This window comes from Delftia sp. NA_296.1, assembly GCF_052692095.1.
This window is the reverse complement of the sequence record NZ_JBQZGF010000007.1, coordinates 250,083-268,717: the sequence shown is the minus strand read 5'-3', so window position 1 is coordinate 268,717 and position 18,635 is coordinate 250,083. Positions and strand designations below refer to the sequence as shown.

Genomic DNA, 18,635 nt, shown 5'->3' with positions numbered 1-18,635 from the left:
CGAGGATCTCTATTCACAAAGCTCTGAAGTAAGGCGTGGTTGAGACCGAGCTTCGCAGCGAAGTTGGCAAGTCCGTTGGCGTTGCTCTCTGCCGAATCAGGGACATTTGAGTAGGCACTGGCAGGTGACCGTGCGAGTGGCAGCAACGGGCTGTGAATTCAACCGGTCTATGCATCACCATTCCCCCACACACTCCCTCCACACCCCCACCCCATAATCCTGCCCGCAACCCCCAGCCCTCCCCCGGCCCTTCTTGCAGGCACAAGACATGACTTCACTGACCGAGCTGTGGCAGGCAGCCATCACCTGGCTCGCCACCCACGCCGTAACCCCCACCGTTCACTGGCTGGACATCGCCCAGGCGGCCGGCGACCCGCGCGAGATTGCCGAGGCGGTGCTGATTGCCGCACTGCAGCTGTTCCTGATTGCAGGGGTGATGCGGCCGCTGGAGAGTTTGTTTCCGGCCGAGCGCTGGAGCGACCGGCGGCTGACGACGGTGGACCGCAACTACACGCTGCTGATGCTGCTGGGGCTGTTTCCGCTGTTCAGTTTTCTGGTGCTGATGCCGTTTGCCAGCATGCTGGGCGGCGGGCCGGCGGCCGAGGAGGCCACGGGGCTCAAGCATTGGGTGCCGTGGTTTGCGGACCATCCGGTGGCGCTGCTCCTGGTGTACTACGTGGTCTACGACCTGGTGTATTACTGGATGCACCGCGCCCAGCACGTGATTCCCTGGTGGTGGGCCATGCACAGCATGCACCACAGCCAGCGCCAGATGAGCTGCTGGAGCAATGACCGCAGCCATTACCTGGACGGCATGCTGCAGTCCTTCATCCTGGCCACGGTGGGGCTGGCGATGGGGGTGGAGCCTTCGGAGTTTGCGCTGCTGGGGCTGCTCAGCGAGCTGGTGCAGAACTTCTCGCACGCCAATGTGCGGCTGCGCCTGGGCTGGCTGGGCCGCGTGGGTGAGCGGGTACTGGTGGGCCCGCTGTTCCACCGCCACCACCACATGCTGCGCGACCCGGATCGGCCCACGCGCCACAACTGCAATTTTGGGCAGGTGCTGCCCTGGTGGGACATGCTGTTTGGCACGGCGCTGTACACCGACGAGCCCGTGCGCCCCACGGGCGTGAGCGACCCCGAGGTGGATGCCGACAACGAGCGCGGGCTGGTGGCCATGCAGTGGCATACGCTCAAGCGGTTCTGGGGAGCGTTTCGCCGGCGCGAGGGCTGGCGGCTGGGCGATGTGTCCTTCGGGCCGGGCTACCGGCCCATTCATGACGACGATGGGGCCCAGCCCCATCCTGCGGCCGGGGCGGCTGCGGTGACTGGGGCGGCCGGGGTTGCGCCTACGGCTCCAGGTTCGGCCGCATCAGCGCCTCGAACCAGTCGATGAAAACCGCCAGCCGGCGCGAGCGCTGGCGGCGGTGCGGGTACAGCAGCGCCACGGGCATGGGCGCTGCGCGGTGGGCGGGCAGCACTTCCACCAGCTCCCCCGTGTCCAGCAGGTGCTGCACGTCATAGCGCGGGATCTGGATCAGCCCCAGGCCAGCGCGGCAGCAGGCGATATAGCTTTCTGCGTTGTTGGTGACCACGCGGCTGGGCACGGCCAGGGTCTGCGGCCCGTCTGCCCCATCCACCCCGTCCACATCGCTCACCCCACTCCATTCCCAGGGCAGTTCCCGCCCCGTGCGCGGCGAGGCATAGCCCACGCTCCAGTGGCCGTGCAGCAGGTCCTGCGGCTGCTCGGGCAGGCCGTGCTCACGCAGGTAGGCGGGGCTGGCGCAGTTGATGAGGGCAATGCAGCCCTGCGGGCGCACGACCAGGCTGCTGTCATGCAAGGTGCCCACGCGCACGGCGCAGTCCACGCCTTCCTGCACCAGGTCGATGGCGCGGTCTGACGAGCCCAGCACCAGCTGCAGCCCCGGGTGGCGGCGCATGAGCCCCGGCAGCGCAGGCGCCAGCAGGCGGCGGGCGATGCGGCTGGGCACGTCCACATGCAGCCGGCCCGTGGCCTGGCGCGTGCGGGCCTGGAACATCTGCTCCACGTCCTCGGCCTCTGACAGCAGCGGGCGCACACGCTCCAGCAACTGGGCTCCATCGGCCGTCAGGCTGACCTGGCGCGTGGTGCGGTGCAAGAGCCTTGCGCCCACCTGCTCCTCCAGCTGCTGCACGGCGGCAGACACCGTGGCGCGCGGCAGGTCCAGGGCATGGGCGGCCTTGATGAAGCTGCCCATCTCGGCCACCTGCATGAAGATCCGGTATCGGTCGAGTCGGTCCATGGGACGCAGCATAGTCCGTGCAGCAGTCCTTCTACTTGGCCTACTTGGTGGTGTAGCCGCCGTTGATCAGGATGGTCTGCCCGGTGATCCACCAGCCGTCGCTGACCAGGTGGCGGATGAAGGGCACCACGTCTTCGATATGCGTCAGCCCCGAGGGCGAGAACGGCGACAGCGCCGCCGCGCTCTTGTGATACGCCACGGCGTCCGCGCCTTCCTGGCCGTAGAAGAACGGCGTGTCCATGGGCCCCGGCCCCACGGCCGTGACCGAAATGCCCCGCGCCCCGAACTCCTTGGCCGCCGCCCGCGTGAAATGCTCCACCGGCGCCTTGGTGCCCGCGTAGGAGGAATAGAACGGCGTGAACGCGCCCAGCAGCGAGGTCACCAGGGTCACGATCTTGCCGTGGTCGTTGACATGGCGCCCCGCCTCCTTGAGGAAGAAAAACGCCGACTTGCCGTTGACGGCAGCCATCTCGTCGTACTCCGCCTCGCTGATCTCCATCAGCGGCTTCTTGAGCACCTTGCCCACCGTGTTGATGGCAATGTCCGGCCGGCCCACGGCGTCCACAGCCTCCGCAAAAAGCTGCTCCACAGCGCCAGCGCGCGTGAGGTCGCCCTGCAGCGCCACGGCCTCTGCGCCCAGCGCACGCACTGCGGCCACCGTGGTCTCGGCCTCGGCCCGGGAAGACTCTCTGTTGTAGTGCACCACCACGGCCCGCGCGCCGTGCCCCGCCAGATCACGGGCAATCAGCCCGCCCAGATTCTTGGCGCCGCCTGCAATCAGCGCCACCTTGCCGCGAATGGAATGGTCTGCCATGGAAACGCTCCTTGTGCTTGGATGAAGCACCCAGCTTAGGCAGCCAGCCCCCCGCGATAAACCGGCGCAGCCGGGATGGATCATCCAGAAAACCAGAACAATCAGCCGCGCCCAGCGGCTCCTGCCCCGGGGCAGTCCGCTCCGCTCCCCCGTATGCCCGCGCCTGCGTCGTGGCGCTTGCGGGGTTGCAAGCCTGCCGAAGGACAGGCTTGCTTCGTGATCTGACTTGCCGCAGTTGTCTGAGCGGAGCGCGAAGCGCGCAGAGAGTTCTGCGGCAAACCCCGCAAGCGCCACGACGCAGGTTGCCCGCAGCGCAGCGGAGGGTCGCGGGCATTCGGGTCGCCTTCTTTGGCCCGGTTTCTTGGCGAGACAAGAAAGCGGGTCGGCCGCCGGGCCGAGACCCGGCCTCGAAAAAACACCCCCCGGCAGGGTCAAGAACAAGCTACACACCGCCCGTGTCCCAAGACATCAGGACAGCTCGCGCTCGTACATATACCTCCGCGACCAAGGCAACGAAGCAGCCCCCTGCCCCGCCCTCCGACAAACAACCTGAAAGATAGACACGTCATCGTGTTCAAACGCATAAGCACACCCCGCCAAATACACCCTCCAAATCCGAAACCTCTCCTCCTCCACCAGCCCCCGTATCTGCACAGCATTCGCCTCAAACCGCTCCAGCCACAACTGCAACGTGCGCACGTAATGCCGCCGCAGCCCCTCCACATCCAGCACCTCCAGCCCCCCACGCTGCATGCACTCCAGCGCCAGGCTCAGGTGCGGCAGCTCGCCATCAGGAAACACATAGCGGTCGATGAACGCACCGCCACCCAGGGCCGTGGCGCCCACGTCGGCATCGGTGGAGGTGATGCCGTGGTTCAGCGCCAGGCCGTCATCGGCCAGCAGCTCGCGCATGTGCGCAAAGTACATGGGCAGGTTGCGGCGGCCCACATGCTCGAACATGCCGACGCTGGTGATGCGGTCAAAGCGCCCCTGCACGTCGCGGTAGTCCTGCAGGCGGATCTCGATGCGGTCGGCCAGGCCTGCGGCGCGCACGCGCTCGGTGGCCGCTTCGAACTGGTTGCGCGACAGGGTCACGCCCACGCAGTGCGCGCCAAAGTGCTGGGCCGCGCGCAGCACCAGGGCGCCCCAGCCGCAGCCGATGTCCAGCAGGCGCTGGCCGGGCTGCAGGCGGATCTTGGTGAGGATGTGGTCCAGCTTCTTGCGCTGGGCGGTGGCCAGGTCCTCGTCGCCGTTCTCGAAGTAGGCGCAGGAATAGACCATGCCCTCGTCCAGCCAGAGCCGGTAGAAGTCGTCGGAGACGTCGTAGTGGTACTGGATGGATTCGCGGTCCGTGCTGCGGCTGTGCCTGAAGCGCCTGGCCGCGCGCGCCGCAAGCGCCAGCCGCCCCGGCCCCTTGCCCGCGCCCTGGGTCTTGGACATGCGGCGAGCCAGCGCATAGCCGAAGTCGATGATGTCGGGCAGGCGCCCATCGATGTCGATCTGGCCCTTCACATAGGCCTGGCCCAGGTGGTCCAGGCTGGGGTCCAGCAGCAGCGGCAGGGCCGAGGCGCTGCGCACGGTGAGCGTGACGCGCGGCTGCTCGAAGCGGCCGAAGTCGAACTGCTCGCCATTCCACAGCACCAGCCGCGCCGGCAGGTCGGCCCGCGCACGCACGGCCTCGGCCCAGCGCCTGAGCTTCTTGTCCCAGAACATCGTGCATCTCCCCGGGGCTGGCGGCGCCCCCTTTTTGACATGACCCGCATGAACCGCATGAAAAGCAAATGACGAGTCTTGCCGCTTCATGTGACGGCAAGACGTCAGCACGACAGCCCGCGCCGGTAGCGGATCGATACAGACCCGATGGCGCCCACACCCCGCCAGCGGCCCGGCTTGGGGCACACTGGCCGGCGTTCCAACTGCCCCGGCGCGAAAGCGCCTGCGACAGACCCATGCAAGCCCATGACCTGAGCATCGAACACTGCGTCGAGCACCGCAACGAACAACGCAGCACCGGCGGCTATGGCCTGCCGGCCGGATTTCAGGAACCTGCCATCGAACTGGAGCCAGTGACGCCATGGCCATGACCCATACCCAGGCGCTGTCCAAGCTGGCAGCCGATACCCTGGTGCAGACCCTGGAGGAAGACGTGGCGCGCGTGATGGCGCGCACGTTTGCGCTGGGCCGGCACGATGCCGCTATCGCGGCCAACTACGGCGGTCATGCCCTGCCGCCCCTGCTGCGGCGCTGGAGCTGCGTGCTGCAGGCCGGTGACGCCAAGGCAACGGCGCTGTACCGGCACAAGACGGCGCTGGCCCTGGCCATCGTGCTGCACAGGAACGGCCTGGCCGACGCGGGCCTGAACGCGGCCGCGCGCACGGCCATCGATGTGCTCAATGCCGAGGTGGCGCTCAGCGATGACTTCTTTCGCAAGTCGGCGCAGATCCGCCAGGACTTCCTGGACACGCCGCCCGCGCCGCCCAAACGCTCGCCGGGCCTGCCCGACAGCCTGACCTTCTACCGCGCGGCCGACGTGGTGGCCATGGAGCTGGACGGGCGCTTCCACGCGCTGTACGTGCACGGCTGCGCCAGGACCAACCAGAGCCCCATCGTCGAGTTCTACGACGCGGTGTTCGACCATGTGCCGCAGATGGCGGAGCTGGCCGACGTGCGCGCCCGGGGCCGGCGCTACAACGATGGTGTGGGGCGGGTGGCGCGGTTTTCCATATCGGGCCTGAAGTTCCTGCCCGACCCGGCCGGCCAGTTCACCCTGGTCAAGGCCTGCGTGGAGACGCCGCCGGACCCCGGCCATCTGCAAAAGGGCGACTGGCTCTACACGGTGTCCGACATCTTCGAGCTGCAGTCCGAGGTGGACACCATGTTCGGCCCCGGCGGCAAGCCCTGAGCCTTGAGCTTTGAGTCCTGACAGCGGCCTGTTCTTGCCTGTCTTCAAGAGGAAATTCATGACGCATCCCCGGCCTTCCACTCTGCCCTCCCGCATGGCCTTGCCGGCCGTGCTGGCACTGGCTGCCACACTGGCCCTTGCGGGCTGCAACCAGCGGCATGACACAGCAGCCCTGGAATCGGCACCCGCCCCCGCGCCCATGGCGGGCGGCGCCGGCATGAAGCAAGGCCGCGCCGCCACCGTGCAGGCCGAGGATGCGGCAGCAGCCGCACCAGAGACATCGGCACAGGACGAGATGGCCCAGCGCTTCCTGGCCATGCGCCAGGAGCTGAACGTGGAAGTGCCGCAGGCGCAGCTGGCCGATGCCTGGGGCCAGGTGCGCGACCTGTGTGCCACGCTGCGCTGCGAGCTGCTGTCGGCATCCCTTCTGCGCGAGACGCCCCAGCAGCCCGGCAACGCCATGCTGGAGATGCGCGTGGCGCCGGCCGATGTGCAGCGGCTGCTGGGCACGCTGGCCGGCGTGGCCACCATCGTGTCGCAGAACACCATCAGCGAGGACAAGACCGCCGAGGTGATCGACGTGGAGGCGCGCATCAGGAACCGCACCGAATTCCGCGACAGCCTGCGCCTGATGCTGCGCGACACCACGACCAAGCGCACCATGTCCGACCTGCTGGAGATACAGCGCACGCTGTCGGACACGCAGGCCGAGCTGGACGCCATGGCCGCCCAGCGCAAGGTGCTGGAGCAGCAGACCAGCAAGCAGCACATACAGATCCAGTTCACGCCCACCCGCGCCCTGGTGCAGGGCGGCACCAGCTACAGCCCCATAGGCCGCGCGCTGCGCGATGCCGGCCATGTGCTGGGCGAGAGCATGGCCGCGCTGATCACCTTCGTGGCGGCCGTGCTGCCCTGGCTGGTGCTGGTGGTGCTGCCGCTGGGCTGGGTGCTGCGCGCGCTGTGGCGGCGCAGGCGTGCCAGGAAGGCCTGAGCGGCACGGCAGGATCAGGAAGTAAGGCGGCACGGCCGTGCTCCAATCAAGCCATGCCCACCGAACCGAGCCTTGACGACCTGCGCCGCCATGCCATGGCGCGCACCCTGTTCACACCGACCACCCTGCCTGCGGCCATACAGCGCCTGGGTTTTGTGCAGGCAGACCCGATCCGCGCCCCGGCCCGGGCACAGGACCTGACGCTGCGCCACCGCGTCAAGGACTACCGCGCCGGCGACCTGGAGCGCCGCTACGCGCGCCTGGCGATCGACGAGGACTGCCTGGTCAACTACGGCTTTCTGCCCAGTGAGCACCTGGCGCTGATGCACCCGCGCCAGGCCCGCAAGGCCTGGGATGCCGAGACGCAGCGCAAGGCTGCCGAGGTGCTGGCGTTTGTGCGCGAGCGCGGCGCCGCGCATCCGCGCGAGGTGGAGCAGCATTTCTCGCACGGAAGCGTGAAGAACTACTGGGGCGGCTCGGGCAGCGCCAGCACGCAGTTGCTCGACGGCATGCACTACCGGGGCCTGCTGCGCGTCAAGCGCCGCGACAGCGGCACGCGCGTCTACGAGGCAGTCGCCCACCCGCCTGCCGACGACAGCCCCGCCGCCAGCGCCCGGCGCGCCGCCGCGCTGATCGACCTGGTGGTGCGCAAGTACGCACCGCTGCCGGCCCCCAGCCTGACCTACCTGGTGCGCCTGCTGGGCTATGGCGCCCCCCATCTGGCGCAGCAGACCCAGGCGGCGCTGCGGCTGGCGCGCGAGCAACTGGCCAGCTGCCGCATCGACGGAACCACCTGGTACTGGCCCGCAGACGAGAACCCACGCTCGCGCCGCCATGCCTTCGACGAGCGGCTGCGCCTGCTCGCGCCCTTCGATCCCGTAGTCTGGGACCGGCGCCGCTTCACGCTGCTCTGGGGCTGGACCTATAAGTTCGAGGCCTATACGCCACCAGCTCAGCGCCAGCTGGGCTACTACGCCCTGCCCATGCTCTGGCAGGGCCATGTGATCGGCTGGGCCAACCTCCAGGCGCGCGACGGCCGGCTGGAGCCGTCATTCGGCTATGTGGCCGGCGCGGCGCCCGGCGATGCCGCCTTTCGCAGCGCGCTGGATGAGGAGCTGCAGCGCATGGAGCTGTTCCTGGCGCCGCGCTGAGATGCCCGCCCTGCGCGCCCTTCGGCTCAGGGCCGGCGGGAATGCGCTCAATCAATTCAATATTTCAACATTTCTTGTATCATTGATGCATGCAGGAAACCCAAGCCATCCGCTCCCTTTCCGCCCTCGCGCATGAAGCGCGGCTGCGCGTGTTCCGCGCACTGGTCGTTGCCGGTCCCGAGGGCCTGACGCCCAGCGCGCTGGCCGAGCAGCTGTGCATCGCGCCCAATGCGCTGTCGTTTCATCTGAAGGAGCTGTCCCATGCGCAACTGGTGAGCCAGGAGCGCCAGGGCCGCAATGTGCTGTACCGGGCGGCCTTTGCCGCCATGAACGACCTGCTCGCCTATCTCACCGAAAACTGCTGCCAGGGTGCCCCCTGCGCTGTGGCCGATACGCCCGCCTGCGGCGGCGCCGCCTGACATCCACACGGTTACGGAGACCGCCATGAGCACCATCACCATCTATCACAACCCGGCCTGCGGCACGTCCCGCAACGTGCTGGCCCTGATCCGCAACAGCGGCGAAGAGCCCACCGTCATCGAGTACCTGAAGACACCGCCCGACCGCGCCACGCTGCAGCGGTTGCTGGCCGCCCTGGCCCTGCCCGTGCGCGATGTCCTGCGGCAAAAGGGCACGCCCTTCGACGAACTGGGCCTGGGCGAGCCGTCATGGACCGATGCCCAACTGATCGACTTCATGCTCCAGCACCCCATCCTCATCAACCGCCCCATCGTGGTGACGCCGCTGGGCACGCGCCTGTGCCGTCCGTCCGAGACCGTGCTGGACATCCTGCCTGGCGCACAGCAAGGGGCTTTCTCCAAGGAAGACGGCCAGGCCGTCATCGACGCGAAAGGACAACGTGTTGCCAATCACTGAGCTGCCGAACCTGGACCCGCAATCGTTTGACGCCCCCAGCCTGCAGCGGCTGCTGCCGCAGGCACGGGCCACGCACGCGCCCCGCATCCTGCTGCTGTATGGCTCGGTGCGCGAGCGCTCCTACAGCCGCCTGCTCACCGAAGAAGCTGCCCGGCTGCTGCGCCACATGGGCGCCGAGCCCCGCATCTTCGATCCGCACGGCCTGCCCCTTCCCGATGCGGCGCCCGACAGCGACCCCAAGGTCCGCGAACTGCATGGGCTGGCCCGCTGGGCTGAAGGCATGGTGTGGACCTCGCCTGAACGCCACGGCGCCATGACCAGCATCCTCAAGGCCCAGATCGACTGGATTCCCCTGTCCTTCGGCGCCGTGCGTCCCACCCAGGGCAAGACCCTGGCCGTGATGCAGGTCTCGGGCGGCTCGCAATCCTTCAACGCTGTCAACCAGATGCGCGTGCTGGGCCGCTGGATGCGCATGCTCACCATCCCCAACCAGTCGTCGGTGGCCAAGGCCTACCAGGAGTTCGACGACGCAGGCCGCATGAAGCCCTCGCCCTACTACGAGCGCGTGGTGGACGTGATGGAGGAACTGGTCAAGTTCACCCTGCTGACGCGCGACTGCACCGGCTACCTGGTAGACCGGTACAGCGAACGCAGGGAGAGCGCCGAGGCGCTGTCGCGGCGGGTCAACCAGGGCAGCATCTAGCAAAGCGCACGCGGGCACTGGCGCGGGCACGGGTCCTCCCCTGCCGACGAGCAGCCCTTCATGATCTTTCGGCACATGCTGCAGCAGTACCCGTGCATCAAGGCCGGCAGGCAGCCGGACCGCCCTCAGTTCATGCGCGGCAGATTCGCCGCCTTGATGGCCGCGCCCATGGACTCATGGCCCTGGACCAGCTTCCTGCGGTATTCGGCGCCGGTGAGCGGCGCCGGGTCCACGCCGGCTGACTCGAAGATGCGCGCCGCCTGCGGCCCCTCGGCGGCTGCCATGGCGACGCGCTCCAGCCTGTCGCGCAGGGCCGGGGGCACGCCCTTGGGGTAGGCCAGGCCGATCGGCTACTAGCGCAAATAGCTCTTCTTTCCAGAATCCGATATGCAGTACTTCCCACCCCGTGGCCCAGTGCAAACGCCACCGGACCGGCATGAGCAATCACCTGAAGATGCCCCGGCCCGGCTGGGGGCCACCAACGCACGCGGTGATGACTGTCCAAGCTCGGCGCTGCAATGGCGCTTGCTGCCGCTGACCGAGCCGTCATTGCACACAAACTGCGCGCCAGAGCAATGCGCCACGCCGCCCTTGCTGCCGCTGCAGGGGTAGTTTGCAGACCATGCCGGCATGGCAGACGTCAGGCATGCCGCGAATGCAATCGCAAAATTAAGGCTGCGCATTCCTCAGGCGACCACGCCCAACTCGGCTACCGTTTCGTCGGGCAGCTCACCTGTTTCCAGCAGCGTGGTGAAATGCTCCGGAGCCACTACAAAAGCCCCTCCGGCTCGGGCCTTCTCGATCTTGAGCGCACCAGCACGGGGGCCACAAACGAGGAAAGTGATGCCGTTTGCCATGGTCTGCATGACCTGTAGGCCAGCTGCGTCGGCTTGGCTCTGCATGGCATCGCGTGTTGCTGAGGCGAAGCCTGTGAAATGGATGCGGGGGCGAGCATCGACCGGAGCGCCACGCACAGGCCGCGGTGGAGGCGAGCTGCGGGGAGTACCCAGCAGCGCATCGCTACCGTTCAGGTACTCGCTCACGCGGTCTTTGCGGAACGTGAGCACGCTACCCTTGGTAGTGCAATGCCCTTTGGTGTAGTGGCCGATCTCGGCCCAATTCAGCAGCATGCGCTCGGAAACCTCCCCGGCGCCATTGCGGTAAACAAACCGCATCTCAGGCTGTGCAGCCATGCTCGTTCCTCCCTGTTGAAAGCCCTCTCTATGCGCGTGCGGCAATGGCCGCCAGCGTGCGCAGTGCAGCCTGTGCCTCTGCGGGCGCCTTGTCGTAGTGCCGCAGCAGCTGCTGTGACTCAGAACTGACTGAGACCGCCGCGCCGGCATCACCGCCCGCCGCGCCTGCGCGCAGCGACAGCAGCACATAGCCAACATCCACACCCACGGCGTGCAGCTGCTGCAGCGCCTTGGCGTCGGGCGCGAACTCGCCCTCTTCAAATTTCAGCAGGGCCAGGCGATCCACGCCCGACTTGGCGGCCAGTTGGCCCACGGTCAGCTCCAGCCGCTTGCGCTCTTGCACCAGGCGGTCCGCAAGCGTGGCAGCGGGCTGTGCATGCTCTATCGCGCTGGGGTCAAAAGTACGTATGCCCGTGAGCACATAGCCGGAGTCCACCCCGAACCCGCGAATGGTGTTGAGGTAGCCAACATCAGGCAGATTTGCCCCCGTCTCGTAGTTCGATTGAGTGTTCTTGGACACCCCGCCCAGGGATGCAAACGCCTCTTGGCTTAGGCCAAGCCGTTTGCGCTCCTCACGCAACCTTTGGGAGAATTCATCCATTTTTTTGGTAAATCTGTTGACTTTCCCAAAAAATTGGGCAAAATCCACCACGTCTTGTAACAACCTATCTCCAGATACTACATGACCACCCCAGCGCACCACACCCGCCACCGCTCGGCCACGGTCGAGCCCCTGATGTACTCCAAACGCATTCCCCTGGGGATGACCGGCGAAGAGCTGGAACGCGCATGGGACGGCGCCCAGCACGAGGGCCGCATCGTGCTGGGTCAAACCGACACCGCCGCCGAGCGGCGCTGAATCGAGTGCGGCCAAACATTCAGCGCCACGATAGAAATCACGCGCACCCTGAGCCCCAACGCCACGCCCCATGCATGGCCCGAGCCTCTCTTGCCGATGCCCACCAAGCAGTCCTGTTCGCTGCGGGAGTGCTCAAGTACACAGTGAAACGCATCCTGTACGACGGGGCACAGGAGCGCTACTCCTGCCCCCACCTCAGCCGGGCATTTGCAGCGCTCAACCAACTTCCTGCTCCCGGCTGCTGCCCGGCAAGCCGTCCGCATGACCCGGCGCAGGTGGACCTGCTTTCACTGCTCGCCCTCATCAGCTCGGAACTGGAGTTCGCTCGCGACACATTCCGAGAGAACCGGCTCAGTGCAGCAGGTGAAGCTGCCTTTGTTCATGGACTGCTGGAACACGCCTTTGAATTCGCAGACAGGCTGTTCGGGGCCTACAACGAGCTTCCCCACTCCTTGGACGACCTGCGTTTCCTGGCCAGCTTTGCTGCGGCCAAGGAAGCTGGCAACGGTGTCAATACATTCGGCAGCCAGGCAGATACAGCATCACCAGTCACAGCAGCATCGCCGTTGCTTGGAAGCGGCCACCGGGCCAGTGAGTTGCTCATTCGTTGCTCGTTCGACATCGAGGCAGCAGCCCACGCCGTGACAGCGCTGGGAGATCAGATCACGGAACCGGAGCAGATTCAGATCGCCTCGCTGATTCGCTGCTATGGCGCACGCATCGCGAAACTCAACAGTGTTCTGATGAGCCATCTCACCGGGGACGAAGTGATCACCCTGGCGGATGCGCAGCACGCCCTGTACCAAGGAGCCAAGCAGTTGCCAGAAGGAGCCCTGTGACGACGTACGGCGGAAATGGTCCCTTGGATTGAGCGCAGCGCATTTGTGTGCCGCGATCTACGCCCCCTTGGCGCGGCGTCCAACCCCGCGTAGTCAATAATGTGACCTTTGTCCGCCACCACGCCCCACGCGATGGATACGGCTCGAGGCGGGCAGCACGACACAAGAACATTTGCGCCTTCCTGCGGCCCCGCGCCTCCCAGGCAGGCCCTGCCCGGCACCTGCATGCCGCCGCAACCTGTTGATTCCCAAGCCAATGAGCGACCTTTCGCAAAGCACACAGCCCTCTCCGGCCCCTGATCTTTCGATGCACACGCCAATGATGGCGCAGTACCTGGGCATCAAGTTCAACTACCCCGACACGCTGGTTTTCTACCGCATGGGGGATTTCTACGAGCTGTTCTTCGGGGATGCGGAGAAGGTGGCGCGGCTGCTGGACATCACGCTGACCACGCGCGGGCAGACGGCGGGGCAGCCGATTCCGATGGCGGGCGTGCCCTTCCATGCGCTGGAGAACTACCTGGGCCGGCTGATCAAGCTGGGCGAGTCGGTGGCGATCTGCGAGCAGGTGGGCGAGGTGGGCGCCGCCAAGGGCCCGGTGGAGCGCAAGGTGGTGCGCGTGGTGACGCCGGGCACGCTGACCGACAGTGAGCTGCTGTCGGACAAGAGCGAGGCGATCTTGCTGTCCCTGCACACGGCCGGGCGCCAGCGCTGCGGCCTGGCCTGGATGGCGGTGACGCAGGGGCGCATCCACCTGGCCGAGTGCTCCCACGATGAGCTGGGCGCCTGGATTTCACGCATTGCGCCCAGCGAGCTGATCTACAGCGCAGGCGTGACCGAGCGTTTCGAGCAGAGCCTGTTCGCGCTGCGCCATGGCGGCTCCATTGCCTGCCCGCTGTCGCCGCGCCCTGACTGGCAGTTCGACGGCGGCCTGGGCGAGCGCAAGCTGCTGGAGCTGCTGGGCGCGGCCAGCCTCAAGGCCTGGGAGGCCGAGGACCTGCCGCTGGCCCATGGCGCCAGCGCCGCGCTGCTGTCGTATGCCGAGCACACGCAGGGCCGCAGCCTGTCGCACATCCACGCTCTGCAGGTGCAGCGCGACGATGAGCTGATTGCGCTGCCGCTGGCCACGCGCCGCAACCTGGAGCTGGTCAAGACGCTGCGCGGCGAGGATTCGCCCACATTGTTCTCTCTGCTGGACACCTGCATGACGGGCATGGGCAGCCGCCTGCTCAAGGCCTGGCTGCTGGAGCCGCGACGCGACCGCACGCAGGCCGTGGCGCGGCTGGAGGCCACGCGGGCGCTGCAGGGCGCCAGCGCAGGCGGCATGGCCGCGCCCTGGCAGCAGTTGCGCGAGCAGCTCAAGGGCGTGAGCGATGTGGAGCGCATCACCGCGCGCACCGCGCTGCGCCAGGTGCGCCCGCGCGAGCTGGTGGGACTGGGCCGCACGCTGCACAAGGCCGCCGTGCTGGCCCAGGCCGGGCAGACGCCCTCGGCCCACCTGACCCAGCTGTTTGCCGACCTGCAGCCGCCCGAGGGCTGCGCCGAGCTGCTGGTGCGCGCCATCATGGAAGAGCCGGCCGCCCTGGTGCGCGACGGCGGCGTGTTTGCCACGGGCTACGACGCCGAGCTGGACGAGCTGCGCGCCATCCAGAACAACTGCGACGACTTCCTGCTGGAGCTGGAGGCCAAGGAAAAGCTGCTGACCGGCATTCCCAACCTGCGCGTGCAGTTCAACAAGGTGCACGGCTTCTATATAGAGATCACCAACAGCTACAAGGACGCGGTGCCCGAGCGCTACCGCCGCCGCCAGACGCTGAAGAACGCCGAGCGCTACATCACGCCCGAGCTCAAGGCCTTCGAGGACAAGGCCCTGTCCGCGCAGGAGCGGGCGCTGCAGCGCGAGAAATTCCTCTACGAGCAGCTGCTGGACCAACTGCAGCCCCATGTGCCGGCGCTCACGCGCGTGGCCGGTGCCATTGCCGCCATCGACGTGCTGTGCACGCTGGCCGAGCGCTCGCTGACGCTGAACTGGTGCGCGCCCGAGTTCGTGAACCATCCCTGCATCGAGATCGAGGCCGGCCGCCACCCGGTGGTGGAAGCGCGCATGGCCGAGACCTCCAGCGGCAGCTTCATCGCCAACCACACGCGCATGAACGCCAACACGCGCATGCAGATCATCACCGGCCCCAACATGGGCGGCAAATCGACCTATATGCGCCAGGTGGCGCTGATCGTGCTGCTGGCCAGCATGGGCTCGCATGTGCCGGCGTCCAGCTGCCGGCTGGGGCCCATCGACGCCATCCACACGCGCATCGGCGCGGCCGACGACCTGGCCAATGCCCAGTCCACCTTCATGATGGAGATGACCGAGGCCGCGCAGATCCTGCACTCGGCCACGCCGCACAGCCTGGTGCTGATGGACGAGATCGGCCGGGGCACCAGCACCTTCGACGGCCTGGCGCTGGCCAGCGGCATCGCCACCCAGCTGCACGACAGGACGCGCGCCTTCACGCTGTTTGCCACGCACTACTTCGAGCTGACCGAGCTGCCGGCCAAGGCACGCGCGGCCGTGAACATGCATGTGAGTGCGGCGGAGTCGGGCCAGGACATCGTCTTCCTGCACGAGATCCAGCCCGGCCCGGCCAGCCGCAGCTACGGTATCCAGGTGGCCAAGCTGGCGGGCATGCCGGCCGGCGTGCTGCACCACGCGCGCCATGCGCTGGAGGCACTTGAGGCCCATGCCGACGAGGGCCGCCTGCAGGTGGACCTGTTCGATGCGCCCGACATGCCCGAGCCCGAAAGCCGCCACGATCCGCTGGCCCAGGCGCTGGCCGCCATCAATCCCGACGCACTGAGCCCGCGCGAGGCGCTGGAAGCCCTTTACCAGCTCAAGAAGATCGCCGCCTGAACGCGGTCAATCGCCTCGCACTAAACTTGCCATTTCCGCAGATTCGGACGCTTCCATGACTTATTGCGTTGCCATCAAGCTCAACGCCGGCCTGGTTTTCCTGGCCGACTCGCGCACCAATGCCGGCCTGGACCAGATCAGCTCGTTCCGCAAGCTCATGGTCTACGAGAACCCCGGCGACCGCTTCATGGTGCTGCTGTCGGCCGGCAACCTGTCCATCACCCAGTCCGTTCGCGAGCTGCTGGAAAGCCAGCAACTGCGCGACGAGGCCACGGGCGACATGCTGACCATCTGGAACGTGCGCAGCATGTTCGACGCGGCCCGCGTGCTGGGCGCGGCCGTGCGCCATGTGTTCGAGCGCGACGGCGTGGCACTGTCCCGGTCGGGCGTGGACTTCAATATCTCGCTGGTGCTGGGCGGCCAGATCCAGGGCGAGAACATGCGGCTGTTCCAGGTCTACTCGGCGGGCAACTTCATCGAGGCCACGAGCGAGACGCCCTACTTCCAGATCGGCGAGTCCAAGTACGGCAAGCCCGTGCTGGACCGCGTGATCACGCCGCGCACGCCGCTGGACGAGGCCGCCAAGTGCGCCCTGGTGTCCATGGACAGCACGCTCAAGTCCAACCTCTCGGTGGGCCTGCCGCTGGACCTGATCGTGTACGAGAAGGACCGCTTTGCCTCCGACAAGATCGTCAGCATCGACGAGAGCAATCCGTATTTCCGCATGCTGCACGACAGCTGGGGCGAGCGCCTGCGCCATGTCTTCGACAGCATCGAAGACCCGGCCTGGGAGGGCAGCGATTCCGCGGTGCCCATTCGCGTGCACAGCCGCCAGGCCCAGCCGCTGACCAAGGTCACCGCGCCGGCCGGCGCCCTGCGCTCGTCGGCGCGCAGCATGGGCCGCCTGCCGCCTGCGGCGCTGCGCCAGCCCTATCACAGCGGCACGGGCGCGGGCCTGGGCACCTCCACGGCCGACGGGCTGGCCACCTCGCCCATGACGCCCCTGCAGCCGGGCCCGGCATCGCCCATGCGGCCGGACGCCGGGCAACCCTCCGGCCACCAGCAAGGCATGCCGGATGCTCCGGACCGAACCGGCCAGGAGCCCCAGCCGTGAACGCGGCCCGGCCCGCGCTGCGGGCCGACAGCGACGCGGGCACGGAATCGGCACCGCTGCCCGTGGTCTTCTCGCATGCCAACAGCTTTGCGCTGCCCACCTACCGGCTGCTGTTCTCGCTGCTGGCCGAGCGCGGCATCGCGGCGCAGGGCGTGGAGCGCTTCGGGCATGACCCGCGCTTTCCCGTCACCAACAACTGGCCGCACCTGGTCGAGCAACTGGCCGAATTCACGCGCGCCGAGGTCGAGCGCGTGGGCGGTCCGGTCTTTCTGGTCGGGCATTCGCTGGGCGGTTTCCTGAGCGTGATGACGGCTGCACGCCACCCCGAACTGGCGCGCGGCGTGCTGCTGATCGACTCGCCATTGCTCAGCGGCTGGCGTGCCAATGCCGTGGGCGTGGCCAAGCGCACGCAGCTGGTGGGCTCGGTCTCGCCGGGCAAGATCAGCGCCCGCCGCCGCAATGCCTGGGACAGCGATGACGAGGCGCTGGCCTATTTCCGCGCCAAGAAGGTGTTTGCGCAATGGCATCCGCAGGTGCTCCAGGACTATGTGCAGGGCGGCCTGGCCGACCTGGACGGCCGGCGCACGCTGCACTTCACGCGCGAGGTGGAGACCGCCATCTACAACACCTTGCCGCACAACCTGGCCTCGCTGCTGCACCACCATCCGCTGCGCTGCCCGGCGGCCTTCATCGGCGGGCGTGCCTCGGTGGAGATGCGCCAGGTGGGCATGGACCTTACGCGCCGCATCACGCGCGGGCGCGTGATGATGCTGGACGGCAGCCACCTGTTCCCCATGGAGCGGCCCCACGCCACGGCCGCCGCCATCGAGGCCTCGCTGCTGAACCTGCTGGGCTCCGAGGCCTGAACCGGTCCTTCAGGCACAAAAAAGACCCCCACGCTCCCCTTGCTGCGCAAGGTCCGCTGCCCCCCGGGGGGGCCGCTTTTTGTCTTGGGGCGGCCCGGCGACAAAAAAGACCCCCACGCTCCCCTTGCTGCGCAAGTTCCGCTGCCCCCCGGGGGGCCGCTTTTTGTCTTGGGGCGGCCCGGCGACAAAAAAAGCCACCCTTGGGGTGGCTTTTTGCATGGGCGGCGCAGGCTGTCAGGCCTCGCTCCAGGATACGACCCCGGTGAAGGCCGTCACCAGCACGATGATGCCGAAGGCGATGCGGTACCAGGCAAACGGCACGAAGCTGTTGGTGGAGATGTAGCGCAGCAGCCAGCGCACGCACAGCCAGGCGCTGATGAAGGAGAACACCAGGCCCACGGCGAACATGGGGATGTCGGCCGCCGACAGCAGTGCGCGCTCCTTGTAGAGGCTGTAGACGCCGGCGCCGATCAGCGTGGGAATGGCCAGGAAGAACGAAAAGTCGGTCGCCGCCTTGCGCGACAGGCCCATGAGCATGCCGCCGATGATGGTGGCACCGCTGCGGCTGGTGCCGGGGATCATGGCTAGGCACTGCACCAGGCCGACCTTGAGGGCATCGAGCGGCGTCATCTCGTCCACGGTCTGCACGCGCATGGCCGAGGCCGGCCGGCGCTCGGCCCACAGGATGACGAAGCCGCCCAGGATGAAGGTGGTGGCCACCACGGTGGGCGTGAACAGGTGCGCCTTGATGAACTTGCCGAAGATCAGCGCCAGCACCACGGCCGGCAGGAAGCCGATGATGACGTTCAGCGTGAGCCGCTGCGCCTGGCGGCTGGTGGGCAGGTCGACCACGGTGGAGCGGATCTTCTGCCAGTACACCAGTACCACAGCGAAGATGGCGCCGGTCTGGATGGCGATGTCGAAGACCTTGGCCTTGGCATCGTCGAAGCCCAGCAGCGAACCGGCCAGGATGAGGTGGCCGGTGGAGGAGATGGGAAGGAACTCCGTCAGCCCTTCCACGATGCCCATGATGGCGGCCTTGACCAGCAAAAGAATGTCCACGGCAAGCGTCCTGTCGCAATGCAAAAGTGGGCCATTATCTGCGCTGGCCATGGCCTGCCGGTGTCCGCCTGCCCGCCT

General features: G+C 67.3%; 20 protein-coding genes. 13 read left to right on the top strand and 7 right to left on the bottom strand.

Annotation, left to right across the window (positions count from 1 at the left end):
• Window positions 1-268 precede the first annotated feature (268 nt).
• A complete protein-coding gene (locus ACUTR7_RS19040; protein WP_445609539.1) occupies window positions 269-1,393 on the top strand; it encodes a sterol desaturase family protein in 1,125 nt (374 codons plus the stop codon).
• On the opposite strand, the gene ACUTR7_RS19035 is transcribed toward ACUTR7_RS19040, so the two are convergent.
• The 3 genes from ACUTR7_RS19035 to ACUTR7_RS19025 all read right to left on the bottom strand — a co-directional run bounded on the left by ACUTR7_RS19035 (window position 1,347) and on the right by ACUTR7_RS19025 (window position 4,806).
• The gene (locus tag ACUTR7_RS19035; protein WP_099735187.1) at window positions 1,347-2,279 is read right to left on the bottom strand and encodes a LysR family transcriptional regulator; all 933 of its coding nucleotides are present in this window, start codon (window positions 2,277-2,279) and stop codon (window positions 1,347-1,349) included. The genes ACUTR7_RS19040 and ACUTR7_RS19035 overlap by 47 nt on opposite strands.
• 40 nt (window positions 2,280-2,319) lie before the next feature.
• The gene (locus ACUTR7_RS19030) at window positions 2,320-3,093 is read right to left on the bottom strand and encodes an SDR family oxidoreductase (RefSeq protein WP_445609538.1); all 774 of its coding nucleotides are present in this window, start codon (window positions 3,091-3,093) and stop codon (window positions 2,320-2,322) included.
• Window positions 3,094-3,561: 468 nt separating this feature from the next.
• Entirely contained in the window at window positions 3,562-4,806 is a 1,245-nt protein-coding gene (locus ACUTR7_RS19025) for a class I SAM-dependent methyltransferase (protein ID WP_445609537.1), read from the bottom strand.
• Between the two features lie 236 nt (window positions 4,807-5,042).
• Here ACUTR7_RS19025 and ACUTR7_RS19020 point away from each other — a divergent pair, with 236 nt between their 5' ends.
• The 7 genes from ACUTR7_RS19020 (at window position 5,043) to arsH (ending at window position 9,716) form a co-directional block, all read left to right on the top strand.
• A complete protein-coding gene (locus ACUTR7_RS19020) occupies window positions 5,043-5,177 on the top strand; it encodes a hypothetical protein (protein ID WP_279613701.1) in 135 nt (44 codons plus the stop codon).
• Window positions 5,168-5,995, top strand: coding sequence for a hypothetical protein (locus tag ACUTR7_RS19015; protein ID WP_016454708.1), 828 nt, complete (start codon window positions 5,168-5,170; stop codon window positions 5,993-5,995). Before ACUTR7_RS19020 ends, ACUTR7_RS19015 begins: the two co-directional genes overlap by 10 nt.
• A gap of 58 nt (window positions 5,996-6,053) precedes the next feature.
• Entirely contained in the window at window positions 6,054-6,986 is a 933-nt protein-coding gene (locus ACUTR7_RS19010; protein WP_445609536.1) for a DUF4349 domain-containing protein, read from the top strand.
• 53 nt (window positions 6,987-7,039) lie between these two features.
• Window positions 7,040-8,137: a DNA glycosylase AlkZ-like family protein gene (locus ACUTR7_RS19005; protein WP_445609535.1), complete on the top strand. Its 1,098-nt coding sequence runs from the start codon at window positions 7,040-7,042 to the stop codon at window positions 8,135-8,137.
• A gap of 89 nt (window positions 8,138-8,226) precedes the next feature.
• On the top strand, window positions 8,227-8,556 hold the full coding sequence (locus tag ACUTR7_RS19000) for an ArsR/SmtB family transcription factor (protein WP_096915629.1): 330 nt from the start codon (window positions 8,227-8,229) through the stop codon (window positions 8,554-8,556).
• A gap of 25 nt (window positions 8,557-8,581) precedes the next feature.
• Window positions 8,582-9,013: an arsenate reductase (glutaredoxin) gene (arsC, locus tag ACUTR7_RS18995; RefSeq protein ID WP_096915628.1), complete on the top strand. Its 432-nt coding sequence runs from the start codon at window positions 8,582-8,584 to the stop codon at window positions 9,011-9,013.
• A complete protein-coding gene (gene arsH / locus ACUTR7_RS18990) occupies window positions 9,000-9,716 on the top strand; it encodes an arsenical resistance protein ArsH (RefSeq protein WP_082848205.1) in 717 nt (238 codons plus the stop codon). The genes arsC and arsH overlap by 14 nt, the downstream gene beginning before the upstream one ends.
• A gap of 125 nt (window positions 9,717-9,841) precedes the next feature.
• Here the strand turns inward: arsH and ACUTR7_RS18985 are convergent, their stop codons facing one another.
• The 3 genes from ACUTR7_RS18985 to ACUTR7_RS18975 form a co-directional block, all read right to left on the bottom strand.
• Entirely contained in the window at window positions 9,842-10,000 is a 159-nt protein-coding gene (locus ACUTR7_RS18985; RefSeq protein ID WP_445609534.1) for a hypothetical protein, read from the bottom strand.
• Window positions 10,001-10,402: 402 nt separating this feature from the next.
• Entirely contained in the window at window positions 10,403-10,909 is a 507-nt protein-coding gene (locus tag ACUTR7_RS18980) for a BRCT domain-containing protein (protein ID WP_445609533.1), read from the bottom strand.
• Between the two features lie 28 nt (window positions 10,910-10,937).
• Complete coding sequence (locus ACUTR7_RS18975; protein WP_445609592.1) at window positions 10,938-11,510, bottom strand: helix-turn-helix domain-containing protein; 573 nt, start codon at window positions 11,508-11,510, stop codon at window positions 10,938-10,940.
• Window positions 11,511-11,591: 81 nt separating this feature from the next.
• Between ACUTR7_RS18975 and ACUTR7_RS18970 the strand changes: the two genes are divergently transcribed.
• The 5 genes from ACUTR7_RS18970 to ACUTR7_RS18950 all read left to right on the top strand — a co-directional run bounded on the left by ACUTR7_RS18970 (window position 11,592) and on the right by ACUTR7_RS18950 (window position 17,495).
• Window positions 11,592-11,768, top strand: coding sequence for a hypothetical protein (locus ACUTR7_RS18970; protein ID WP_198818540.1), 177 nt, complete (start codon window positions 11,592-11,594; stop codon window positions 11,766-11,768).
• 74 nt (window positions 11,769-11,842) lie between these two features.
• Window positions 11,843-12,607 (top strand): hypothetical protein, encoded by a 765-nt coding sequence (locus ACUTR7_RS18965; protein ID WP_445609532.1) that lies wholly within the window; start codon window positions 11,843-11,845, stop codon window positions 12,605-12,607.
• A 319-nt stretch (window positions 12,608-12,926) separates the two neighbouring features.
• On the top strand, window positions 12,927-15,515 hold the full coding sequence (mutS, locus tag ACUTR7_RS18960; RefSeq protein ID WP_445609591.1) for a DNA mismatch repair protein MutS: 2,589 nt from the start codon (window positions 12,927-12,929) through the stop codon (window positions 15,513-15,515).
• A gap of 55 nt (window positions 15,516-15,570) precedes the next feature.
• Complete coding sequence (locus ACUTR7_RS18955; RefSeq protein ID WP_096915613.1) at window positions 15,571-16,629, top strand: proteasome-type protease; 1,059 nt, start codon at window positions 15,571-15,573, stop codon at window positions 16,627-16,629.
• Entirely contained in the window at window positions 16,626-17,495 is an 870-nt protein-coding gene (locus ACUTR7_RS18950; RefSeq protein ID WP_445609531.1) for an alpha/beta hydrolase, read from the top strand. Before ACUTR7_RS18955 ends, ACUTR7_RS18950 begins: the two co-directional genes overlap by 4 nt.
• Window positions 17,496-17,729: 234 nt before the next feature.
• On the opposite strand, the gene ACUTR7_RS18945 is transcribed toward ACUTR7_RS18950, so the two are convergent.
• The gene (locus tag ACUTR7_RS18945; protein WP_088166789.1) at window positions 17,730-18,557 is read right to left on the bottom strand and encodes an undecaprenyl-diphosphate phosphatase; all 828 of its coding nucleotides are present in this window, start codon (window positions 18,555-18,557) and stop codon (window positions 17,730-17,732) included.
• Window positions 18,558-18,635 lie beyond the last annotated feature (78 nt).